The following is a 22,514-nucleotide window of genomic DNA, read 5'->3' as shown; positions in this document are numbered from 1 at the left end:
GCAGGTCAGACGGCCCGCGCGGGCCGTCGAGGATTTGACACCACTCGTACGATCATGCCCGTGACCTCGACAAACATCACCTGGCTGTACCGTGCCTCGGTGGCGGTCGCCGCCGCGTGCGCCGCACTGGCGGTCTGGAGCTGGCTGCCCACGAGCACGGGCGACGGCACGACGGCCCTCGTCTCGTTCTGGCTCGTCGTGCCGGTCATCCTGCCGGGCATGATCATGTCGATCCGTCGCCAGCCGAACCGGAACAGCCCGCTGGCCATGTGGTTCCACGTGCGGTGGTTCCTCAGCGGCGCCCCGCGCTGGGCGGTGGTGGTGTGGTTCCTGGCGCTGGCCGGCACGCTGCTCACCATGGTGACCGGCGTCAAACCCGGCACTCCCGACCCGGCCGGTTTCGCCCGCATGTTCGCCATGATGGCCTTCTACTTCGCCGTCACCGGAGTGCTCACCTACCGGGCGCTCGCCCGGGAGCAGCACGCCTGACACCGCGGGTTCCGGGGCAGCGCGGCGGGCCGCCAGCTGGCAGGCTGGCGCGATGACGCCGGACGGGACGCCGCGGGTCCGCAGCGGGATGCGGTCCGTGCTGGGCGCGGTGATGTGGTTGCTTGCCGTGTTCCTGCTGGTGACAGTCGTCGCGATCATCCGTGATCCGGGGCTGTGGGCGGTCCTGCTCGATGACGGCGACACGATCGGCTTCGTGCTGATCTGCCTGTCGGGCCTGCTGATGGCAGGCGCCGGACCGGTGTTCGGACTCCGCGAGGCCCCCGCCCGCGGAGCCGGATACCTGGCGGCGGCCGTCGTGACGCTGTGCGCGATGGGCAGCTGGCACGTCAGCGGGGAGCTCGACCCGGTGACCAGGCGCAATGAGCGGGCGCAGACCGTCGCGGTCTCCGCCGACGGCCGGTTCGAAGTGGTCAGCCGGGACGACGTCCTCTTCGGCCGCCCCCAGCTGTGGCTGCGGTCGCGGGCGGGCCTGTTCAGCCGGGAAGCCCAGGAAACCATCGACTGCTTCGCCGAACCCGACGGCGACAGCTACGGAGTGCCCCTGGAACGGGTCGAGTTCACCGGCCCGAGCCAGGTGACCATTCGCTTGCGGGACGGCCGGTCCGGCACCGCCGACTTCGACGGCCCGACACTCATCGTGACCGGCGGGCAGGGCGGCTGTGCCGGACGCCAACCGGCTCCCGGGCGGTGACGACGCCGTGACCTGCAGCGGCTCACGGTACGTCCACACTGTTCACCCGGGAGTCATCGAGCCGGGTTTACCTCTTCGTGACCGGCCAGTAGGGTCATCCTCCTAAACCCCGGGAGGATATCGATGCGTCGCACTTTGCGCGCCGCTGTTGTGCTTGCCGTGCTGGCCGGATTCACCGCGGCGTCACCCGCCGCCCTGGCCGCGCCGACCGACCTGCTCATCTCCGAGTACGTCGAGGGCAGCTCCAACAACAAGGCATTGGAGTTCTACAACGGCACCGGCTCGGCCGTGGACCTGGCCGCCGGGCAATATGTCGTGCAGTTCTACTTCAACGGCGCGACGACCGCCGGCGGCACCATCGCGCTGACCGGCACGGTCGCCGACGGTGACGTGTTCGTGCTCGCCCACGCCAGCGCCAACGCCGCGATCCTGGCGCAGGCCGACCAGACCAGCGCCGCCAGCTTCTACAACGGCGACGACGCGATCGTGCTGCGCAAGGGCGGCGCGGCCGGCCCGGTCGTAGACTCGCTCGGCCAGGTCGGCACCGACCCCGGCACCGAGTGGGGCACCGGCCTGACGAGCACCGCCGACAACACCATCCGCCGCGACGCGGCCGTGTCACTCGGCGACACCGAGACCGGCGACGCGTTCGACCCGGCGACCGGCTGGGTCGGCTACGCCACCGACACCGTCGACGGCCTCGGCGCGCACAGCGCAGGCGGCGGCCCCGTCGACGCGCCCGCGACCCTGACCTGCGGCGGCGCGCTCACCGTGGCGCAGGGCGAGGCGGGCGTCCGCGCGGTCACCGCGACCGACGCCGACGACACGATCGTCGACCTCGCCATCACGAACATCGCCCCGGCCCCGGCCGCGGGTTCGATCACCCGCACCGCGTTCACCCCGGCCACCGCCGCGGGCGGCACCGCGACCGCGACGGTCACCGCCGACGCGGGCCTGCCGTCCGGCTCGTACGCGCTGACGATGACCGCGACCGACCTCGACGGCACCACCTCGACGTGCGGCTTCACCGTCACCGTCAACCGGGTGCTGACCGTCGGCGAGGTGCAGGGCCCGACCACCGACGCCGAGAACGGCGTGCAGGATCGTTCGCCGCTGGCCCCGGCCACCGGCACGGGCACCAGCAGCACGCTGTACGACGTCCGCGGCGTGATCACCCAGCGCACCCTGGCCCGCACCGCGGCCGGCGCCGCGCAGTACGGCTTCTACCTGCAGTCGCGCACCGGCAACACCGACGGCGACCCGACCAGCTCCGACGGCATCTTCGTGTTCATGGGCGGCTTCTCCTCGCTGATCGGCGGCTACGTGCCGACCGTCGGCGACGAGGTCGTGCTGCGGGCGCGGGTCTCGGAGTACTTCTTCATGACCCAGCTGTCCTCGGCGTCGCTGGTCCGCGTGATCGAGTCCGGGGTCACCGACACCGCGGTCACCAACGCCACGCCGCCGCAGGACCTCGCCGCGGCCAACCGGTTCTGGGAGCGCCACGAGGGCGAGCAGCTGCGCGTGCGCGCGGGCAGCGTCGCGGCCAGCGGCCGGGATGTGTTCGCGTCGACCGCCGACTCCGAGGTGTACGTCCTCGACGTCGACGACCCGCTGCTGGACCGCACCGACCCGCTGACCCGGCGGGTCTACCGCGACGCGCACCCGATGGACAACGACACCGCGCACGTCTTCGACGACGGCAACGGCACCCGGATCATGCTGGGCACCACCGGCGTCAAGTGGACCGCGCAGGACACCGCGACGCTGCTGCCGCCGGCGCACACGTTCGACGTGCTGACCGCGGACGCGGTCGGCGGTCTGAACTTCTCCTTCGACAAGTACGGCATCCAGGTCGCCTCCGCCGCCTTCGGCGCCGGCGCGGACCCGTCGGCCAACAGCGCTCCGGCTCCGATCAACCGCGACCGCGAGCTGGCCGTGGCGACGTACAACGTGGAGAACCTGTACGACTTCCGCGACGACCCGTTCGACGGCTGCGACTACCTGGGCAACTCCGGCTGCCCGGGCGTCTCGCCGCCGTTCGACTACGTGCCGCTGAACGAGGCCGACTACCAGGCGCACCTGGGCGCGCTGGCCTCGCAGATCGCAAACGACCTGCACGGCCCCGACCTGCTGCTCGTGCAGGAGGCCGAGGACCAGGACATCTGCACCGTCACCGGCGGCGCGCTGGTCTGCGGCGAGGTCAACAACGCCGACGGCAAGCCGGACACGCTGCAGGAACTGGCGCTCGCGGTCGCCGCGGCGGGCGGTCCGGCCTACGACGCGGCGTACGACCGGGACGGCTCGGACGTGCGCGGCATCGTCGCCGGGTTCCTGTACCGCACGGACCGGCTGGCCCTGGCCGCGCCGTCGGCGGTGCTGACGGCGACGCCGGGGGTCGAGTTCCGGTCGGCGGCGCTGGGCTACAACGCCGACGTGCAGAACCCGAAGTCGCTCAACGCGGTGCTGCCCGCCGACGTGGACACGTCGACCGGCGTGGACGGGTCGAACGTGTTCACCCGTGCCCCGCAGGTGGCCCGGTTCACGGTCGCGGCGCAGCCGGGCAGCGCGGACACGTACGAGCTGTGGGCGGTTTCCAACCACTACTCGTCGACCCCGCAGGCGCGGGTCGGTCAGCGCACCGAGCAGGCCCGTTACGGCGCGGCGATCGTCGCCGCGATCGAGGCGGCGTCCCCGCACGCCCGCGTGGTGTACGGCGGCGACCTGAACGTGTTCCCACGGCCGGACGACCCGATCGCCATGTCCGACAGCGACACCCCGTCGGACCAGCTCAAGCCGCTGTACGACCTGGGCCTGCACAACCTGTGGGCCGACCTGGCCGCACAGGTCCCCGGCAGCGCCTACTCGTACGTCTTCCAGGGCCAGGCGCAGACGCTGGACCACCTGTTCGTCAACGACGAGCTCTACGGTGACCTGGTGAAGATCCGGGCGGCGCACATCAACGCCGACTGGGCCGCCGATTACGACGGTGACGGCGCCCGCGGCGCCAGCGACCACGACCCGCAGGTGGCCGTGTTCCGCACCCGCGCCTCGCTGCGGGTCTCGGACGCGACCGCCGTCGAGGGGCAGCCGCTGGCGTTCACGGTGACGCTGTCGCGGCCGCTGTCCCAGGATCTGAGCGTGTGCGGTGCGACCGTGCCGGATACTGCCAGAATCCTGATCGACTTCACCCCGTACCTGGGCTGCCGGACCATCCCGGCGGGCCAGGTCTCGGTGGCCTTCCCGGTCGAGACCAGGAAGGACAAGGTGACCGAGCCCGCTGAGCAGCTGTGGCTCGGCGTCGTGGCCGACCCGCGCGCCGTCGACCTCGCCGACATCGTCGGCCGGGGCACCATCACGAACTAGCGGTGGGGCACGTGGGGCCGGGTGCGCGACAGCGCCCCGGCCCCACGTCGTATCCGCCGAGGCCGCCGTGCACGGGTCGGACAGGACTTGCGGCGACGCCTACGGCGGAGGTCAGCGGAGTCCGGCGAGCGCGGACTCGGCGCTTTCCCTGGTCACGCCGCAGCGGGCGAGCAGGTCGACGGTGTCGCCTTCGGCCAGGTCGAGGATGCCGAGCAGCAGGTGCTCGGTGCCGATGTGCTCGTCACCGAGGCGAAGGGCCTCGCGGTGGGTGAGTTCGAGGGCCTTCTTGCCCTGGGGGGCGAACGACACGGGGGCGGTGCCCGGGGTGCCGGTGGCCGGGAAGCGCTCGTCCAGGGCGGCGCGTACCGCCTCGACGGTGCCGGTGGCCTCGACGGCGCGGGTGCCGGGGCTGGCGGGGTTGCGCAGCATGGCCGACAGCAGGTGCTGCGGGCCGATGTGCTCGTGTCCGGCGGCCATGGTCTCCTGCTGAGCCAGCACCAGGACCTGGCGGGCTGCGTCGTCGTAGCGGGCGAAGGTGCGCAGGTCGGACTCGGAGCTGTTGTCGGACTCCCTGGGCACGAAGCGTTTCTGGGCGGCCTGCTTGGTGACGCCCATGCTCTGGCCGATGTCGGTCCAGGACGCGCCGGAGTGGCGGGCGCGGTCGACGAAGTGCCCGATGAGGTGGTCGGCGAGTTCGCCGAGGTGCTGGCCCAGCACGACGGCGTCGCTGAGCTGCTGCAGCGTGTCGCCGTCGGGGTGGCGCTTCTTGATGACGTCGATGAGGTCGTCGAGTCGTGGTGTCTCAGCCATGCCGTCAACCTTAGGTTGACGGCACCGGCATCGTCAACCCTGGGTTGACGATGCCGGCTCGGGTTGCCGGCGTGTCGGTTCTGGAATCAGGGCAGGCCACGGCCGGTCGAACAGGCCGCCGGTGGCCGGCGTGCGCCATGCTTGGCGCAGCCTCTTCCCAGGTAGCACAGGGCCGACGACCGGAGGATTGACCATGACCGAGGTACACGTGTCGCTCGACGGCGACGATCTCAACGCGGTGGCACGCAGACTCCAGGAACCGCTGGAAGCACAGCTGACGTCCGCGCTCGAACTGGCCGCCAACCGGGTCGCCGAGCAGTACGACGGGCAGAGCGAGGACGAGGTCGCCGCCTGGATCCTCCGGGAGACCCGGGAGGGCCTGCACCCGGACATCGCCGCAGGCTTCGAACCCGATCCGGAGCAGCTGCGCCGAGTCGCCCGGGCCGTCATGCGCGGGGAGCGCTTGGCCTGACCCGGCCCGGTCGACCGCCGTGTGATCGTCGGCGGTGGACCGGGCCGGGCCGGGCCGGCAAGGTGTCAGCGCCGCCAGCGCAGGGGGCCGGGGTGCAGCGTCCACAGCAGCCGCCGCCACCACGAGCGCCGGGCCTTCAGCTCGTCGATGTACGCGAGCGCCCGGCTCCGTGCCGCCTCGGCTTCGGTGTCCCCGGCGGTGCCTGGCCCGAACGTCACCTGGTTGACCGCGACCGCGAGCTCGTCCAGCGTCGGCGCGGTCAGGCGTACCTCGTGCTTGCCGCGTACCGGTGCGGCGGCCTCGGCCGCGTGGGCGACGACCTCCGCTGCGCTCAGATGCTCCGGGGCGGGTCGCCCGGCCAGCCGCAGCGCGTCGCCGACTTCGAGCCACGCGCCTTCGATCCGGGAGTCGGGGCTGCCCTCGTCGAGCCTGCGCCGCCGCAGCGCTCCGCGGGCGAGCAGCACGAATACCACGAACCCGGCGAGCAGCAGCACGGCGAGCCCGCCACCGCCTGCTCCGGCGACCAGGGCCACGTTCGCGCCGCCGGCAGCCGTTCCGCCGGCTGAGGGGGCGGCACCGGACGCGTCCGCGGTCGGGGCCAGTGTCGGGATCGGCTCCTCCGACGGCGGTGGCTGCGACGTCTCCGGCTGCGGCTTGAACTCGTCTTCCAGGGGTTTGGTCTCGGTGTTCGGGTCGGGCAGCGGGTGGAACGGCACCCAGCCCAGGTCGGTGAAGTAGACCTCGGGCCAGGCCAGCGCGTCGCCGGCGGTGACGGGGTGCTGGCCGGCGCGGGCGGTGAACCCGACGACGACCCGGCTGGGCAGGTTGAGCAGCCGGGCCAGCACCGCGAACGACGCCGCGAACTGCTCCGAGGTGCCCTTGCCCGCACCGGTGCCGGCGGGTCCGAACAGGAAGAAGTTCAGGTTGGGGTACGCGTGCCCGCTGGGCGCCTGCGGATCGAGCTTGTAGTGCTCGGCGAGGAACTGCTCGATCGCCAGGGCCCGCTGGTACGGGGCGCCGTTGTCCGCGCCGAGCCGCTGGGCGAGCCGGCTGATGCTGTCCGGCACGTTCGGGCCGAGCGCGATGTAGCGGGTCATGGTGGCGCCGGAGGGCACGTCGGCGACGGGGAGCAGGTTGACGTCGGGTTCGCTGTGCAGCGACGTGACGGTGTACGTCATGCCGGGGCTGAGCCCTTCGGGGCGCAGCATGGTGCCGGTGGACTGGTCGTAGGCGACGCGTACGCCGTCGACGTGGCTGGGGGTGGCGGCGGCGGGCAGCAGCTTGCCGGTGAGCCCGGCGACGGTGAGGCGCTGCTGCACGGGCTTGCCGGCGGACTCGCCGGGCGGGCGGGGCAGGCTGCGCCCGGCCGGTCGGTAGGTCGCCCCGACCTTCCAGGTGACACCGTCGTAGTCGGACAGCACGGCGAGCCGGATCCGGGCGTCGGCGGCGAGGTCGGCGTCGAGCAGCTTCTCCTGCGGTTGCAGCGCCCAGCCGGACAGCCTGATCAGCGGGTTCTCGTCGAGGGCGTCCAGGTCGGGCGGGTCGATGAGGCTGCGCGGGTCGAACGGTGCGGTGGTGACCTGCTGCGCCACCGGCGGCGCGGCCCCGGCGACCAGGGCCAGGATCAGCGCGAATCCGGTGCCTCCGGCGAGCGCGGCGCGCAGCCGCAGCGCCTTGCGGGTGGCGGGGTCGATGCCGGTGTCGGGGGTGCGGACCCGGCCGGTGAACGCCAGCGCCGCGACCGCGAGCGCCGCGAAGGCCAGCGCCGGCCAGGGAGTACGCGGTGCGGCCGGGCCGACGAGCCACAGTGCGCCGGTGAACAGCAGCACCGGCGGGGTCAGTCCGACCAGGGTGCGCCGGGCGCGGGTGGTCAGTTCCATCGCCATGAGCCCGGCGAGCCAGGTCGCGATGACCGGCACCGCGATCGTGTCGGGTTGCGGTTCGACGGGGACGAGCACGGCCAGCAGCCGGGGGATGCCGTCGCCGAGCGATTCCCGGGCGATCGTCGGCAGGTCGCCGGTGATGCCGGCGCGCTGCGCGGACAGGTGCAGCGCGAAGGTGAGGTAGCCGGCCAGGCCCAGCATGGACAGCGGTGCGACGGCCCAGGCCCGCAGCCGGGTCATGGCGAGGCTGATCAGCACCGAGCCGGCGGCGGCGCCCGCGATGAGCACGGTGAACAGGTTGCCGTTGTAGATCCGGTCGGCGACCAGGCCACTGAGCACGAGCATCGCCGTGATCAGCGCCGGTGGCAGGAGGATGCGCAGCGCGCGGGCTACCATCGGGCGACTCCGTCCCATACCGCGGCGAAGTCCTCGCCGTCCTCGGCGCGCAGCAGCAGCACTCCGGCCGGCTGTGGTTCTGTGGCCAGCCGGGGGCCGAGCACGCCGACGGCGACCGACGGGAACGGGCCTTTGAGCCCGGAGACCAGGGCGAGGTCGGCCAGTCCGGCGGTGCCGGTGAGGTAGATCAGGGTGTCGCCGGGGCGGTGCTGGCGCAGCCGGCTGGTCGCGGTGACCAGCAGTTCGTCGCCGCCGGGCGCGGGTTCGGCCTCGGCGAGCAGGTCGAGCAGCGCGCGGGCCGCGCCGCGGATCCGGCCGCCGCCGGCTGCCGGGCCGGTGACCAGGTGCAGGGTCACGGGCAGGTCTTCGCGGGTCGCGGCGGAGACGATCGACGCGGCGGCCTCGCAGGCGCTCTCGAACGACGCCGAGCCGGTCGTGTCCCGGTCGGCCCAGGAGCCGGCCCGGTCGTCGAGGAGCACGACGAGCTGCGGGAGGCTGGTGTCGAGGTGTTCACGGACCATCAGTTCGCCGACCTTGGCGCTGGTGCGCCAGTGCACGTGGCGCAGCTCGTCGCCGATGACGTATTCGCGCAGGGTGTCGAACGTGATCGCGCCGTGCGGGACGCGGTCGAGGCGGCCGTCGAGGCTGCGGGAGATGCCGGCGGGCACGGCCTGGATCAGGTGGCTCTTGGGGTAGACCCAGATGCGGGCGGTGTCGCCGTGGCTGCGTGACACCGACACGAGCCCGAGCGGGTCGCGGCGGGTGACCTGCAGCGGGCCGACGTCGACCACGCCGCGGCGGTCGGTGGGCACCGGGTAGGACACGTCGGTGTCCGTGCCGGGCCGCAGCCGCAGCAGCGGCACGGGGACGGTGGCGCGCTGTCCGGCCCGGCCGCACTGGTCGTGGGCGACGAGGGTCGCCGCGCCGAACCGGCCGGTGTTGCGCACGGTCAGGGTGACGGTGCTGCCCTCGCCGCGGGCGACCCGGTCGGGTTCGACGGACCGGGTGACCGACAGCCGGGGCCGCAGGGCGGCGTGGATCAGCGCGTGCAGTTGGGCGATGACGGCGGTCGCGCCGAGCACCGCGAGTTCGGGGTAGCCGAAGGTGAAACCGGTGGCCAGCAGCGCGACGCCGCCGACGGTCAGGCCCACCCCCCGCAGCGTGACGATCATCCGGCGTGCCGGGCCGCCGCGGCCGGCTCGCCGGTGGGGGCCTCCTGGCCGGGCAGCGGCACGGGCACGGCCTCGACCGCGTCGCGCAGCACCTCGGTCGCGGTGACCCCCCGCAGCTGCGCGTCGGGGGTGAGCAGCACGCGGTGTGCGAACACCGGCTCGATCAGCACCTTCATGTCTTCGGGCAGCACGTAGCCGCGGCCCTCGGTGAGGGCGTACGCGCTGGCGGCGCGGGTCAGCGCGATGACGCCGCGGGGGCTGACGCCGACGCGTACGTGCTTGTGCTCGCGGGTGGCCACGGCCAGGCGCACCGCGTACGCGTACAGCGGGTCGGCGATGTGCACCCGGTGCGCCAGCGCGACGGCCTCGCCGATGGTCTTGGTGTCGGTGACAGGGGTGATCGCGTCGGGGGAGCGCAGCGTGTGCCCGCGCAGCACCTCGATCTCGACGGCCTCGTCGGGGTAGCCGACGGACAGTTTCATCAGGAACCGGTCCAGCTGCGCCTCCGGCAGCCGGTAGGTGCCGTCCATCTCGACCGGGTTCTGCGTCGCGACGACCATGAACGGGCGCGGCACCGCGTGGCGTACGCCGTCGACGGTGACGTAACGCTCCTCCATGACCTCCAGCAGCGCCGACTGGGTCTTCGGCGACGCCCGGTTGATCTCGTCGGCGATGACGATGTTCGCGAAGATCGGCCCGGGGTGGAACTCGAATCCGCGGCTGGCCTGGTTGAAGATGGTCACGCCGCTGACGTCGGAGGGCAGCAGGTCGGGCGTGAACTGGATGCGCCGCCACGCGCCCTGCACCGATGCCGCGATGGCCCGCGCCAGGGTCGTCTTGCCGGTGCCCGGCACGTCCTCGAGCAGGACGTGGCCCTGGGCGAACATGGCGACCAGCGCCAGCCGGACCACCTCCGGCTTGCCGAGCACCACGGTCGAGATCGCGCCGGACAGCTTCCCGGTCAGGTCGGCGAAGGCGCGGACCTGACCGGCGGACAGCGGTGGGAGGGGCTGGTTCATGACGGGTGTGTCCTTTGTGCTCGAAAGAGGGGCGGAGACGGAGAATCCCCGGCACGAACGCCTTGCGGGCTCGTGCCGGGGAAGCTCAGCGGATCAGCATTGCGGCACGTCGTTGTAGTCGTCGCCGTCGTCTAGGTTGAGCCAGATGAACGGGACGTAGCGCTGGTTGCCGCGGTAGGTGATCTGGATCCACTTGTCGCTGCGCTTGTTGCTGTTCTCTCCGGCCGCGAACAGTTCCGCATCGCCGCTCTGGTTGCCGGCGGTGCCCTGCTTCCAGCAGAACGCCTTGAAGGTGTCGCCGTTCTGGGCGTCGCCGACAGCCTCGTTGCTCTGCTGGCGCGAGTTGCTGTAGATGCCGATGCCGTTGGCGCAGCCCACGCAGCGGATCGTGCCGTTGAGCCGCCTGGTGCGCACCGTCACCGGGCCCGACGTCGCGGCCTGGCCGGTGGCGTTCTGCACCGACACCGTGATCGTGAACGCGCTGTCGGTCGCGACCTCGTTGACCGTGTAACCGCTCGCGCCGGTGTTGCAGGCGACCGCGCGGGCCGCGCCGTTGATGGTCACCGTGCAGGTCGCGGTGCCGCCGCCGTCGTCGTAGGCGAAGTTCACCGTGAAGCCCTTGTAGGTCGCGCCACCGGCGGACACGTTCGACACGGCCGCGTCGGCGATGGTCTTCGCGCTGGTGGTGTCCGCCGGACCGGTGCCGGCCTCGTTGACCGCGGCGACGTCGACGCCGACGATCTCACCGTCGCCGAAGCCGTCGAGGGTCGCGTTGGTCGCGGTGACGGTCTGGCTCTTGCCGCCCGCGGTCACCCGGTAGCCGGTGATCTGGCGGCCGTTGTCGGCCCCGGCCTGCCAGCTCACCCGGACCGTGCCCCTGGCCGAGCCGACCGTGGCCGCGGACAGGTTGCGCACCTGTGCGGGCTTGTTGAACGGCACCACCGAACCGGACGGCTGCGACACCTCCGAACCCGCGCCCTTGTCGTTGATCGCGACCACCGTGAACGCGTACTGCGTGCCGTACTCCAGCTCGCCGTCCTTGACCACCAGTCTGGTGGCGCCGGTGGTGGTGCCGATCAGGGCGCCGCTGCCGGAGTCGATCGCCGTGACCTCGTACCGCGTGATCTTGCGGCCCTGGCCGTTGGCCGCGGTCCAGCTCACCTCGACGGTGCCGTCGGGTTGCTCGACCGCCTTCACGTCCGTCGCGGGACCCGGCACGTCGCCGGTCGGCATCACCGGGTTGCTCTTGCGCGACGGGCCGTCGCCCTTGCCGTTGACCGCGTACACCGTGAACGTGTACGTCGTGCCGTTGGTCAGCTTGTCGACCACCAGCGAGCGGTTGCGCGCGCCGACCGTCCAGGTCCGCCCGTCGCCCTCCACCACGTACTTGGTGATCTTCGAGCCGTTCTCGGGGGCCTTGCCCCAGCTCAGCCGCACCTGCGAGTCGCCCGCCGCGGCGGTGACGTTGCGCGGGGCGCCCGGCTTGCCGATCTGCGGCTTCGGCGGGGGCGGCGGCGTCACCGGCGGCGGGTCGCCGCCGACCACGTCGTCGTTGAACTTGTCGACGACCCGGACCTCGTTCTTGTCGTTGACCACCCGCGCCGTCGCGCCGTCGGGCGCGTTGATGAACAGCTGGTTCTCCCGCACCTCCAGGTCGAGCCGGGCGCCGGGCTTGCCCGCCTCGATGGTGTTGACGAGCTTGCCCTCGCCGTCGATCGCGTAGACCTTGCCCGCCGCGTCGTCGGCCAGGTAGAACAGGCCCGCCCAGGCCACCGCGGGGCGGACCGCGCCGCCGGCGCCGGGCACCGCGAACTCGTTCACCTTCTCGCCGGAGATGGCATACACCTTGCGGCCGTCGACGACGGTCACCGCGATGTCCTTGCCGGTCGAACGGTCCGGCATCTCACCGCCCGCCGCGCCGGCGATCTCGACCTTCTTCAGGTCCTTGCCGCGCAGCAGGGTCAGCGAGCCGTTGGTCTGGTCGAGCACCGCCACGCCGTCGTCCAGCGCGGACAGCGCCAGGTCGTGGAACGCCTCGGCGACGGACTCGGTGCGGGTCAGCGTCGGCCCGCTGCCGCCGGTGCCGCCCGACGGCGGGCTCAGCGGCGCGGGCGTGATCACCGAAACGGTGCCCTGGCTGGGCACGGCCACCCAGAGCCGGCCGGTGCCGTCGAAGTGGCCGCCGGTGATGCCCGGCGGGTAGCGCAGCGGCTCACCGATCGGCTGCAGCGTCGCCGGGTCCAGCTGGCGCACCACGCCCTGCACCGGGTCGATGATGAACGCCGCCTGGTTGTGCAGCGCCACCTGCACGCCGAGGCCCGCCTGCGACTCCTGCGACGCGGTGATCTGCAGCGTCGCCGGGTCGAGCGCGCTGATCCGTCCGGTGTGCTGGTCGCGCACGATCAGGTAGCGGTCGGACTGGCTGACCTGCACGTAGTGGCCCTGCGAGACCGCGAGGGCCTGCGAGCGGGTGTCCACCTTGCCGGTCAGGCCGTTGACCCGGGCGAGTTCGCCGCGGGTGAGGCTCCACAGCCAGGAGCTGCTGTCGTAGCCGGCCGAGACCTGGTCGTTGGCGCTGAGCCCGAACCAGGTCAGGCTCATGGCCGCCAGCATCGCCAGCACCGTGACGATGGTGACTATGCCACCCTTGGTCCGTGCCTTGCGTGTGATCGCGCTCGGTGACAGATCCGCCACGGATCGCCCCTCCCCATGAGCGCGGGGTGTCGGAGCCACCCCGCTCGCCGACTGGCGTTCTCCCCAGAAGCCGACGTCATCCTAGGCGTTGCAGGTGAAGGGTGAAAGTCGAGTGAGGACGCTCATGGTGTGACGCTGGGCGGGGGTGCGGCCGCCGCGGCGCGGTCGGTGCAGACCGGCGTGGATTGCAGCAGGTCAACCTGGCTGTAGATGCTCATGATGACGAAGCAGTAGTCCCAGTTCGGGTTCAGGCCGGTGACCGTGTACTGCGTGTCACCGTTGGCGGGCTTGCCGATCGTGGCGACCTGCTCGCCCTTGCGGGCGGCGAGCAGCACCTGTGCGGCGTAGCCGTCGGACGGGTCGAACCAGCTGATGGTGATGTCGCCGTTGGGTGCGCTGGTGACGAAGACGTCGCTGGCGGGGCGGGGTTCGACGGTGGGGCCGGGGCCTGGCGTCTGGTCGTCGTTCTTGGGCAGGACCACCAACAGCAGCGTGGCCACGGCGGCGAGCACGGCGACGATCGCCGCGGCCGTCGCGGCGATGACCGGGCCGCGGCTGCGCCGCGCCGGCGCGGAAGGCGTGGCGGGCGGTGCGAAGACGGTCGGGGTGGGGACGTGCTGCGGCTGTCGCGGCAGGTGGCGTGCGGGCGTCTGCGGCGGCGGCGCCACCGGGATGGCGGCGGGGCGGCCGTCGGTGGCGTGGCGGGTCTGGTCGACCGGCGGCACGTCGTGGCGCGGCTGCTCTTGGCGCGGCGGCTGCTGGTGTGGTGGCAGGTCTTGGCGCGGCTGCTGCTGGTGCGGCGGCAGATCCGGGTGCGCCGGCTGCTGGTGGGCCGGTTGCTGGGGGTGCGCGGTCTCGGGCCGGAGCTGCTGGTGCGGCGGCGTCGGCGGGAACGGCTCGGGCTGCGCGGGCCGGGTGCGCTCGGGTGGCAGCGGCACGGACGGCGGGGTCGGCACGATGGGCATGGCCCGGGTCGCTGACTCACGCCGTGGGGGAATGGTCAGGCCGTAGGGCGCGGTCCGGTCGTCCTCGGGTGCGGGTGCGGGGTCCGTGGGCTGCGCGGGCGGGATCCGCGGCGGGGTCGGGTCGGCGGTGTCCGGCGCGGTGGGCGTGGCCGGGGTGGTCGGCCGGGCGGGTTGGCTGAGCAGCGACGTCCGGTCGTCTGGCGGCTGAGGCGCGGGCGGGACCGGGTTGGTGCTCGGCGGCGGCGGGGTGAGCGCCGGGGCCCGGTCGGTGGGCATCGTGGCCGGGGTGCGCGGCGGCATGACCACGGCCGTGCGGCCGTCCGGGTCCGGTGACGGGGTCGTCTGCGGAGTCGACGGGGGCAGCGGCCAGACCGATGGCGCGGGCTGCGGGTCCGCCGGGGTGCTGGGCGGAAGCGGGGCCTGCGGCGTCGCCGGGGCGGACTGCGACACGTAGGTGGTCGGCGGCGACGGCGGCGGGAGCACCGCGGTGCTGTCCTCGGGCGGCTGCGGGGCGGGCGGCGGCGCGGTGGTCGCCGGTGCGGGCGCGGCCTGCGCGGGTGCGTCCGGGCCGAGCCAGGCGCGGGCGACCTGGACCGACTGCGGGTCGAAGCCGGGCGCCTGCGGGCCGTACGTGGCGACCCTGGTGTAGTGGCGGCGCGCCTCGTGGCGGTTGCCGAGCTCGTCGGCGATCTGCGCGAGGTCGAACGACATCGACAGCAGCAGCGGGTGCTCCTCGCCGAAGCGGTAGCCGCCGTTGTACAGCGCGTTCTCCAGCACCCGGCGGGCGGCGCTCAGGTCGCCGGACTGCCGGTGCATGGTGGCGAGCAGGTGGCCGGTGACCAGCACCTCGGGGTGGTCCTCGCCGGCGGCCATGATCGCCGCTTCGAGGGACTGCTCCAGCAGCGTGCGGGCGCTGTTCAAGTCGCCGCGGTCGCGGCGGGCGAGCGCCTCGTTTCGGATGTCGGACAGCGAGGTCGGTGACGGCACGGCTCACATCCTGCCCACACCCCCCGACCTCCCGCCACCCGCGGCGGCGAAGATCGCGACGATCTTGCGCGAACTGTTGACGGTTTGTCCGGAACGAGTGTGTCGTCCCCGCAGCCCGCGCAAGATCGTCGCTAGCGGCGGCCGCGGGGGGTGTTGTGCTTGAAGTGGACGAAGAGGCGGCCGAAGTTTTTGGAGTCCTTCTCTACGCGGTGGTAGAGGGCTTTTATCTCTTTTTGTTCGAGGAAGCGTAGGACTGTCTTCTTCAGGGCGCCGGAGCCTTTGCCGGGGATGATCTCGATCATGGGGGCCTTCTTGGTGATGGCCTCGGCCATGATGTCGTTCAAGGCCCGCTCGATGTCGCGGCCCTTGTTGAAGATGTCGTGCAGATCGAGTACTAGTTTCATCGCCTCTGAGCGTACCTGTTGTGATCGTTGCTGGTCAGCGTGCCCGGGTATGGCGAAAGCTTTCGACCTGCGCGTCAGCGTCACTTTCATAGATCGACATATTGCAATGACCATGTAACTGGTGGTCTGCTGTGAGCCTCCTTTACCCCCGCTTGGAGGCAGTCATGCGGCGACGGTTAACCGTCTTCGTATCCACCTTGGCGCTGGCCGGCACCATGGTCCTGACCGGACCGGCCGACGGCGCCCCGCTCGGACCCGAGGTCAGCACGTCTGGCCACTACACGGTCCAGGGCATCAAGACCCTGGCCCAGCGCAACGCGATCGCCGGCACCGGTGCGGCCATCGACGGCTTCGACCACGGCATCATGGACGTCACCGCCACCCCGGGTGAGGCTGCCGCGATCAAGGCCCTCGGCTTCACCGTGACCAGGGTGCTCGCCCCGGCCCAGGACGACCACGTGCAGGCGCTGGCGTTCCCGCCGGCCGACTCCAACTACCACGACTACAGCGAGATGATGAGCGTCATCAACTCGCTGGCCGCGTCGTACCCGTCGATCTTCCGGGTGACGACGATCGGCAACTCCTACGAGGGGCGCAACATGCCCCTGATCAAGATCTCGGACAACGTCGCCACCGACGAGAACGAGGTCGAGGTGATGTTCAACCACCACCAGCACGCGCGTGAGCACCTGACGGTGGAGATGGCCATCTACCTGATGAACCTGTTCACCAGTGGCTACGGCTCCGACAGCGCGATCACGAACATCGTGAACAGCCGTGAGATCTGGATCATCCCGGACATGAATCCGGACGGCGGCGAGTATGACATCGCCACCGGCAGCTACCGGTCGTGGCGCAAGAACCGCCAGCCCAACAGCGGTTCGAGCAACGTCGGCACCGACCTCAACCGCAACTGGTCCTACCAGTGGGGCTGCTGCGGCGGGTCGAGCGGCACGACCAGCAGCGAGACGTACCGCGGGCCGTCGTCGTTCTCCGCACCGGAGACGCAGAACCTGCGCAACTTCGTCAACAGCCGGGTCGTCGGCGGCGTCCAGCAGATCAAGGCCAACATCGACTTCCACACGTACTCGCAGCTGATCCTGTGGCCGTTCGGCTACACGACGGCCAACAACCCGTCCGGCATGAGCGCCGACGAGTACAACACGTTCGCCACGCTGGGCCAGCAGATGGCCGCGACGAACAGCTACACCCCGGAGCAGTCCAGCGACCTCTACATCGCCGACGGCACGTCCATCGACTGGATGTGGGGCACCCACCGGATCTGGGCGTACACCTTCGAGATGTACCCGGGCAGCTCGGGCAGCGGCGGCGGCTTCTACCCGCCCGACGAGGTCATCACGGCGCAGACCACCCGCAACCGGGCCGCGGTGCTGATGCTGCTGCAGCAGGCCGACTGCCCGTACCGGGTGATCGGCAAGGAGTCGACGTACTGCGGCACCGGCGGTGGCGGCACCACGGTCTGGTCCGACACGTTCGAGACCGCGACCGGCTGGACCGTCAACCCCGGCGGCACCGACACGGCCACCGTCGGCCAGTGGGCGCGCGGCACGGCGCAGGCGACCAACTCCAGCGGCGCCAAGCAGCTGGCCCCGTTCGCGGGCAGCAACGACCTGGCGACAGGTCTGTCGGCGGGCACGGCGGCGGGTGACTTCGACCTCGACGGCGGCGTCAGCTCCATCCGCTCACCCGCGATCACCCTGCCGGCCACCGGCACGCTGAGCGCGAGCTGGCAGTGGTATCTGGCGCACGGCTCGAACTCGTCGAGCGCCGACTACCTGCGGATCTCGGTCGTGCACAGCGGCGGCACCACGGTGCTGGCCACCATCACCGGCGCGGCGAGCAACCGCAACGGGGCCTGGGGCGCCGCGTCGGCGAACCTGACCGCGTACGCGGGCCAGAGCGTGCAGTTGCTCGTCGAGGCGGCGGACGCGAGCACGGCCAGCCTCGTCGAGGCGGGTCTGGACAACATCACGGTGACGCAGTCGTGACGGGTTGCCCGGCCCGCTGAGGCCGGGCTGCGCGACGCGTGAATGGGGCGGTCTCACTGTCCGTGCCGGTCCGGTGACCGGTGCGGCGGCGGGGCCGCCCGGTTCGTGCCCGGGTCGGGCGAAATCGGCTGGGAATATTGCGTGTGCAAACGCTCTCAGCCATCCATATAGGACGCTACCTGCGGTTCGGGAAGGTAAACAGTGCGTGCTCGGCGGTGACAGCGGGTAGATCCATTCTGTAGGGTGCCTTCTCGTGCCCATAGCCGACGAGTTCTACTTGATGACGCATGACGATGTCAGCGGCGACTCCCGGTTGCACGCCAAAGCCGTCGGATTCGGTCTGGCAGCAGCGCTGCTGGCCGAGCTGTGCATGCTGGACCTGGTGCGTCCCGCCGCCGAGGGGGTGGCGGTGCGCAACGCCCCGCCGCCGCCCGACGCGCTGGCCGCCCGCGTACACGGGCAGTTGCTGGCCGAGCCGCAGCTGCACCCGGTGCGGGACTGGCTCACCTTCCTCGGGCTCAGTGCCGAGTCCGACATCGCCGTCAGGATGACCGCCGCGGGGGCGCTCCAACTGGTCGAGACGCGCCGACTGCTCAGCGTGCAGCGCCGATACATGCCGGTGTCCGTGAACGACGCGGCCTGGCCCACCGCCAGGCTCATCGGGCGGTTGCGCCGGCAGGAGGAGATGTCCGTCGAGGACCGCATCCTGGCCGGGCTCGCCTTCGCGACCGGGCTGAGCACCACCTTCGCCTGGGACGACGTCCGCGGCCGCAGCCTGTCGAGCATCATCGCGGTGCTCGACGAGCCGGTGCGGGTGCTCATCGCGGAGACCGAGCTCGCCGTCAGCAAGGCAGTGGCGAAGCTCACCTGATCCAACATCCTCCACCCCCCTTCACCCCCCACCCCTCAAGGAGCAACACCGTGTCCGCACCCCCTAGCTCCGCGCTGTCGTCGGCACTGGCCGCCGACCGGCTCGGTTCGGCGTCCGTGGCGTCGTTCGCGCTGACTGCCGCAGCGCCGCTCATGGTCATCGGCGGCGTCATCGTCGCCGGCTGGGCCAACGTCCAGGTCATCGGCTTCCCGCTGGGCATCCTGCTCATCGGCGCCGCGCTGGCGCTGTTCACGTTCGGCTACGTCGCGATGTCGCGGCACATCCGCAACGCCGGCGCGTTCTACTCCTACATTTCCCAGGGCCTGGGCCGCCCCGCCGGCGTGGCCGCCGCGCTGTCGGCGGTGCTCGGCTACAACCTGCTGCAGGTCGGCCTCTACGGCATCTTCGGCGCGGCCGGCTCCGGCCTGCTCGCCGTGATGTTCAACGTCGAGGTCGCCTGGTGGATCCTGGCCCTGGTCGCGTGGCTGGCCGTCACCGTGCTCGGCCTGTCCCGCGTCGAGATCAACAGCAAGCTGCTGCTGGTCGTGCTCGTCGCCGAGCTCGCCATCGTGCTGCTGTACGACGTCGTGTTCATCGCCAACCCGGCCGACGGGGTCAGCTTCGCCGCGTTCGCGCCGGACAACCTGTTCATCGGCGGCGCGCTGGGCGCGGTGCTGACCGTGACCGTCACCGCGTTCGTCGGGTTCGAGGCCCCGCCGGTGTTCGCCGAGGAGTCGCGCGACTCCCGCAAGACGATCGCCCTGGCCTCCTTCGGCGGCCTCGGCGTCATGGTGTTCGTGTACGCGCTGACCGCGTGGGCGCTGACCGTGGCCACCGGCCCGGACAACATCGTCGTTCAGTCGCAGGAGCACGCCGCCCAGGCCGACCTCATGTTCGTGCTGGCCGGCGAGCACCTGGGCTCGTTCTTCGCCGACGCCGGCAACGTGCTGCTGGTGACCAGCGCCTTCGCGGCGATGCTGTCGTACCACAACACCGTGGCCCGCTACACGTTCTCGCTGGCCCGTGAGGGCGTGCTGCCGCGCTCGCTGGCCCGCACCGGCGCGCGTTCGGGCGCCCCGGTCGGCGCCTCGATCCTGCAGAGCGTCATCGGCCTGGCCGTCATCCTCGTGTACGCGATCTTCCAGCTGGACCCGTTCACCCACCTGTTCTTCTGGCTGGGCATGACCGGCGGCTTCGGCGTGCTGCTGCTGCTCGCGGGCACCAGCGTCGCCGTGGTGCTGTACTTCGCCAAGGACAAGCGCGGCGAGAGCCTGTGGACCCGGGTCATCGCCCCGGTGCTGTCGGCGCTGTTCCTGATCTGGGCGGTGCAGCAGACGGTCCGTGACTACGGCACCATGCTCGGCACCGGCGACGACCACGCGGCGCGCTGGATCCTGCCGGGGCTGTACCTGCTGGTCGCGGTCATCGGTGTGGTCTGGGCGCTGGTGCTGCGCAGCACCAAGCCGGCGCTGTACGCGGCGATCGGCAAGGGCGTCGAGGGCGGCAAGACCGAGGTCGCGCCGGCGGAGGCCCCGAAGGTCGGCGTATGACCGGCTCGGACGCGGTGTCGACGGCTCCGGCCGTGGACACCGCGGCTGCGGGACGCCTCATCTCGGCGTCGTTCCAGGAGCTGGCCGTGTCGCACTGGCTGCTCGACGAACCGGTCGAGCGCGAGCGCATCATGGCCGGGCAGTTCGCCTGGTTCGCCGAGCACGCCCTGAAGCACGGGGCCGTGGACGTGGCCGGTGACGACGCGGTCGCGGTCTGGTTCGACAACACGGTCGAGGCACCGTGGATCGACGCGTACGACGAGCGTTTGGTGGAGCTGGCGGGCCCGCACGCGGCGCGGTTCGCGCTGCTGGACGAGACGTTCGCGCAGCACCACCCGCACGGCCGCCCGCACTGGCACCTGGCGCTGCTGGCCGTGCGGCCGGGGCTGCGGGGCACCGGTCTGGGCAGCGAGCTGCTCGGGCGGCGGCTGGCGCAGCTGGACGCCGCGGGTGTGCCGGCCTACCTGGAGGCGTCGAGCGCCGGTTCGCGGGATCTGTACCTGCGGCACGGGTTCGCGATGCTGGGTGAGGCCTACCACCTGCCCGACGACGGTCCGCCGCTGTACCCGATGTGGCGCGAGCCGCAGGGCTGACCGCGGGATCGGCAGCGGGGGCGGTGATCACTTGATCACCGCCCCCGTTTCGTGTGCGCGGGTTCAGGTCGCCGAGTGCAGGTTGCGCGCGGTGGCGGAGGTCGGCACGGTCGCCGGGTCGGGGTAGGTGCGCAGCAGCCGGTCGGCGGTGCCGGCGGTGGTGACGGTGAACCAGTAGTGCTCGTTCTTGTAGTGGTGCAGCCGGTGGTTGCGCCACACGGCCCGGTAGAGCCTGCCGCGGGGCCGGTAGTCGCTGTGGATGGCGTAGTGGGTCCACTCGTAGAGCAGGCCGACGGCCGCGACGCCGATGATGAAGGTGAGGGCCTCGCCCAGTCTCGGGAACGCCAGCACCGCGCCGGTGGTGTAGGCGGCGATGACCAGCGTCAGCGACCGCCATGGGATGAACACCAGCGGGATGTCGCGGGGGTCGGCGTGGTGGCGGCGGTGGTCGCGGGCCAGTTCGGTGTCGACGGTCAGTCCGGCGACCTTGCGGGGCCGCCAGTGCAGGACGAACACGTGCACGACCCATTCGAGGGCGGGGAACGTGGCGACGAGCAGCGCCGGTGCGCGCAGGTCGGCCAGGGTCCAGCCGCCTTCGGCGACGCGCCAGGCGAGCGCGGCGGTCAGCACGGCCAGGATCATCCAGGGGCTGGGGTGGTGCCAGAAGCGGCGGAAGGTCTGGCGCAGGGTCACGGCGGTGCGGGTGGGGCCGGTGGCGGCGGCTTCGTCGGCGGCGAGCCGGTCGCGGGCGGCGCGCTCGGCGGCGGCCTTGTCGATGTGGCTCATCTGCGGGCTCCTTCCAGCAGGTCGAGGGCGTGCAGCAGCGTCTGGGTGGCGTGGTTGAGCAGGTCGTGGGCCAGGCGGCGGGCGGTGTCGGCGTCGCCTTCGGTGATCGCGGCGGCCAGGGCCCGGTAGGCGTCGACGCGGTCGACCTCATCGGCCATGACTGTCGACAGGGCGACGAGGGCGGGTTCGTAGGCGGCGCGCAGGCTGTTGAACATCAGCCGGAACGCGACGGAGTCGGCCGCGTCGACGACCAGTTCCCAGAAGGCCAGTGCCTGGCGCTGGCGGCCGACGGGGTCGGTGTCGGTCTCGATGGCGGTCACGGCGGCGGGCAGGGCGGTGGCGTGGCCGTGGCGTTCGGCGGCCAGTCCGGCGACGACGGGGCCGATGGCCAGGCGTGCTTCGAGGATGCTGCGGGCGACGGCGAGGTCGAGGTCGCCGCCGGGCAGCAGCAGGTGGCCGAGGATGTCGAGGCCGCCGGTGCGGCGGAAGTCGCTGACCGTGGTCGCCCCGCCCTGGCGGACCTTGACCAGGCCGGCGTGGGCCATGCGCTGCAGCGCCTCGCGTACGGCGGGTCGGCTGACGCCGAGCGCTTCGGCGAGGGCGCGTTCGCTGGGCAGGGCCTGGCCGGGGGTGAGCGAGCCGGCGACGAGTTCGCCGAGCACGCGGTCGTAGACCTCGCCGGGCAGTGATCGTCGTTCGATCTTCGCGAATGTCATACCGTCCACCATCGACGAAACGTGTCAGGTGGTCAAGTGGTCTGACCAGTAGTGTCGATTCACGGCGATTCACGCATGGACTGCTGCGATTCGGTGTTGTTTACTGTCTCGTGATTTCAGCCGCACGGGGTGGGGCGGTACGGTACGTCCTTTGTGGACACGGACCCCTCGGAGGCGGGGCATGACCGAGCCCTTGACGGGCCGCGCGCAGGCGTCGGCAGCCCGGGACTTCGCGGCGCAACTGCGCTGGTGGCGTGGCGTGCGCGGGTATTCGCAGGGCCGGCTGGCGCAGCGCATGCCGCACAGCGAGGCGATGATCGCCAAGGTCGAGTCGGGCGAGCGCTGGCCGACCGAGGATCTGGCGCGCCGCTGCGACGAGGTGCTGCAGACCGGCGGCCTGCTGTCGGGCATGTATCCGGCGGTGCGGGCCGAGCAGCAGGCCAGCGACGGGCGGCGGCGCCGGCGCAAGGAGACCGGGGAGGCGTCGGTCGACGACGCCCGGCGGCTGCTGTCGATGGTGCTGGCGGACACGAACCTGTCGGCGACTCACCCGTTCGTCCGGGACGCGCTGGCCGCATTGGATGGCACGGACAACTAGCCGGTACGAGTACTTGTCCGGATCG

The 22,514-nt window shown here is 71.8% G+C and carries 18 protein-coding genes; 9 read left to right on the top strand and 9 right to left on the bottom strand.

The genetic code is table 11. From position 1 onward, the window contains the following. The first annotated feature begins 60 nt into the window (after window positions 1-60). From HAV39_RS11080 to HAV39_RS11070, 3 genes are all read left to right on the top strand, one after another. Window positions 61-489: a hypothetical protein gene (locus HAV39_RS11080; RefSeq protein ID WP_191839096.1), complete on the top strand. Its 429-nt coding sequence runs from the start codon at window positions 61-63 to the stop codon at window positions 487-489. 52 nt (window positions 490-541) lie between these two features. Further along, window positions 542-1,201 (top strand): hypothetical protein, encoded by a 660-nt coding sequence (locus tag HAV39_RS11075; protein ID WP_191839095.1) that lies wholly within the window; start codon window positions 542-544, stop codon window positions 1,199-1,201. A 117-nt stretch (window positions 1,202-1,318) separates the two neighbouring features. After that, on the top strand, window positions 1,319-4,564 hold the full coding sequence (locus tag HAV39_RS11070; RefSeq protein ID WP_425321544.1) for a lamin tail domain-containing protein: 3,246 nt from the start codon (window positions 1,319-1,321) through the stop codon (window positions 4,562-4,564). Between the two features lie 111 nt (window positions 4,565-4,675). Here HAV39_RS11070 and HAV39_RS11065 read toward each other — a convergent pair whose 3' ends face one another. Further along, window positions 4,676-5,374 carry an ATP-dependent Clp protease ATP-binding subunit gene (locus HAV39_RS11065; protein ID WP_191839093.1) on the bottom strand — a complete coding sequence of 233 codons (699 nt, stop codon included), beginning with the start codon at window positions 5,372-5,374 and terminating at the stop codon, window positions 4,676-4,678. Window positions 5,375-5,567: 193 nt separating this feature from the next. Here HAV39_RS11065 and HAV39_RS11060 point away from each other — a divergent pair, with 193 nt between their 5' ends. Further along, window positions 5,568-5,846, top strand: coding sequence for a hypothetical protein (locus tag HAV39_RS11060; protein WP_191839092.1), 279 nt, complete (start codon window positions 5,568-5,570; stop codon window positions 5,844-5,846). A gap of 65 nt (window positions 5,847-5,911) precedes the next feature. Here the strand turns inward: HAV39_RS11060 and HAV39_RS11055 are convergent, their stop codons facing one another. The 6 genes from HAV39_RS11055 to HAV39_RS11030 form a co-directional block, all read right to left on the bottom strand. Then, a complete protein-coding gene (locus HAV39_RS11055; RefSeq protein ID WP_239120719.1) occupies window positions 5,912-8,125 on the bottom strand; it encodes a transglutaminase TgpA family protein in 2,214 nt (737 codons plus the stop codon). Then, complete coding sequence (locus HAV39_RS11050) at window positions 8,119-9,297, bottom strand: DUF58 domain-containing protein (protein WP_191839090.1); 1,179 nt, start codon at window positions 9,295-9,297, stop codon at window positions 8,119-8,121. The genes HAV39_RS11055 and HAV39_RS11050 overlap by 7 nt, the downstream gene beginning before the upstream one ends. Continuing rightward, complete coding sequence (locus tag HAV39_RS11045; protein ID WP_120319482.1) at window positions 9,294-10,316, bottom strand: AAA family ATPase; 1,023 nt, start codon at window positions 10,314-10,316, stop codon at window positions 9,294-9,296. The genes HAV39_RS11050 and HAV39_RS11045 overlap by 4 nt, the downstream gene beginning before the upstream one ends. A 93-nt stretch (window positions 10,317-10,409) precedes the next feature. After that, window positions 10,410-13,010, bottom strand: coding sequence for a fibronectin type III domain-containing protein (locus tag HAV39_RS11040; protein WP_239120720.1), 2,601 nt, complete (start codon window positions 13,008-13,010; stop codon window positions 10,410-10,412). A 122-nt stretch (window positions 13,011-13,132) separates the two neighbouring features. Next, window positions 13,133-14,962 carry a fibronectin type III domain-containing protein gene (locus HAV39_RS11035; RefSeq protein WP_191839089.1) on the bottom strand — a complete coding sequence of 610 codons (1,830 nt, stop codon included), beginning with the start codon at window positions 14,960-14,962 and terminating at the stop codon, window positions 13,133-13,135. A 131-nt stretch (window positions 14,963-15,093) separates the two neighbouring features. Continuing rightward, a complete protein-coding gene (locus HAV39_RS11030) occupies window positions 15,094-15,366 on the bottom strand; it encodes a Smr/MutS family protein (protein ID WP_191839088.1) in 273 nt (90 codons plus the stop codon). A 164-nt stretch (window positions 15,367-15,530) separates the two neighbouring features. On the opposite strand from HAV39_RS11030, the gene HAV39_RS11025 reads away from it, so the two are divergent. From HAV39_RS11025 to HAV39_RS11010, 4 genes are all read left to right on the top strand, one after another. Continuing rightward, window positions 15,531-17,375 carry a M14 family metallopeptidase gene (locus HAV39_RS11025; protein WP_191839087.1) on the top strand — a complete coding sequence of 615 codons (1,845 nt, stop codon included), beginning with the start codon at window positions 15,531-15,533 and terminating at the stop codon, window positions 17,373-17,375. 253 nt (window positions 17,376-17,628) lie between these two features. Continuing rightward, entirely contained in the window at window positions 17,629-18,246 is a 618-nt protein-coding gene (locus HAV39_RS11020) for a GOLPH3/VPS74 family protein (protein WP_275413942.1), read from the top strand. Between the two features lie 50 nt (window positions 18,247-18,296). Next, window positions 18,297-19,796 carry an APC family permease gene (locus tag HAV39_RS11015; RefSeq protein ID WP_191839085.1) on the top strand — a complete coding sequence of 500 codons (1,500 nt, stop codon included), beginning with the start codon at window positions 18,297-18,299 and terminating at the stop codon, window positions 19,794-19,796. Then, entirely contained in the window at window positions 19,793-20,389 is a 597-nt protein-coding gene (locus HAV39_RS11010; protein WP_191839084.1) for a GNAT family N-acetyltransferase, read from the top strand. The genes HAV39_RS11015 and HAV39_RS11010 overlap by 4 nt, the downstream gene beginning before the upstream one ends. Window positions 20,390-20,452: 63 nt before the next feature. Here the strand turns inward: HAV39_RS11010 and HAV39_RS11005 are convergent, their stop codons facing one another. Next, complete coding sequence (locus tag HAV39_RS11005) at window positions 20,453-21,175, bottom strand: sterol desaturase family protein (RefSeq protein ID WP_191839083.1); 723 nt, start codon at window positions 21,173-21,175, stop codon at window positions 20,453-20,455. Then, entirely contained in the window at window positions 21,172-21,891 is a 720-nt protein-coding gene (locus HAV39_RS11000) for a FadR/GntR family transcriptional regulator (RefSeq protein WP_191839082.1), read from the bottom strand. Before HAV39_RS11000 ends, HAV39_RS11005 begins: the two co-directional genes overlap by 4 nt. Before the next feature lie 181 nt (window positions 21,892-22,072). Between HAV39_RS11000 and HAV39_RS10995 the strand changes: the two genes are divergently transcribed. Next, the gene (locus HAV39_RS10995; RefSeq protein WP_170213269.1) at window positions 22,073-22,489 is read left to right on the top strand and encodes a helix-turn-helix domain-containing protein; all 417 of its coding nucleotides are present in this window, start codon (window positions 22,073-22,075) and stop codon (window positions 22,487-22,489) included. Window positions 22,490-22,514 lie beyond the last annotated feature (25 nt).

The sequence above is a fragment of the Catellatospora chokoriensis genome (assembly GCF_011297315.1).
Lineage (GTDB): Bacteria > Actinomycetota > Actinomycetes > Mycobacteriales > Micromonosporaceae > Catellatospora > Catellatospora citrea.
Note: the sequence above shows the minus strand (reverse complement) of the source record. Positions and strands in the feature narration are given on the sequence as shown.

Excerpts from the sequence above, each read along its gene's own strand:
- HAV39_RS11075 (WP_191839095.1), top strand. The coding sequence starts at position 542 with ATGACGCCGGACGGGACGCCGCGGGTCCGCAGCGGGATGCGGTCCGTG.
- HAV39_RS11060 (WP_191839092.1), top strand. The coding sequence starts at position 5,568 with ATGACCGAGGTACACGTGTCGCTCGACGGCGACGATCTCAACGCGGTG.
- HAV39_RS11005 (WP_191839083.1), bottom strand. The coding sequence starts at position 21,175 with ATGAGCCACATCGACAAGGCCGCCGCCGAGCGCGCCGCCCGCGACCGG.
- HAV39_RS11045 (WP_120319482.1), bottom strand. The coding sequence starts at position 10,316 with ATGAACCAGCCCCTCCCACCGCTGTCCGCCGGTCAGGTCCGCGCCTTC.
- HAV39_RS11030 (WP_191839088.1), bottom strand. The coding sequence starts at position 15,366 with ATGAAACTAGTACTCGATCTGCACGACATCTTCAACAAGGGCCGCGAC.
- HAV39_RS11065 (WP_191839093.1), bottom strand. The coding sequence starts at position 5,374 with ATGGCTGAGACACCACGACTCGACGACCTCATCGACGTCATCAAGAAG.
- HAV39_RS11025 (WP_191839087.1), top strand. The coding sequence starts at position 15,531 with ATGCGGCGACGGTTAACCGTCTTCGTATCCACCTTGGCGCTGGCCGGC.
- HAV39_RS11055 (WP_239120719.1), bottom strand. The coding sequence starts at position 8,125 with ATGGTAGCCCGCGCGCTGCGCATCCTCCTGCCACCGGCGCTGATCACG.
- HAV39_RS11050 (WP_191839090.1), bottom strand. The coding sequence starts at position 9,297 with ATGATCGTCACGCTGCGGGGGGTGGGCCTGACCGTCGGCGGCGTCGCG.
- HAV39_RS11010 (WP_191839084.1), top strand. The coding sequence starts at position 19,793 with ATGACCGGCTCGGACGCGGTGTCGACGGCTCCGGCCGTGGACACCGCG.
- HAV39_RS10995 (WP_170213269.1), top strand. The coding sequence starts at position 22,073 with ATGACCGAGCCCTTGACGGGCCGCGCGCAGGCGTCGGCAGCCCGGGAC.
- HAV39_RS11000 (WP_191839082.1), bottom strand. The coding sequence starts at position 21,891 with ATGACATTCGCGAAGATCGAACGACGATCACTGCCCGGCGAGGTCTAC.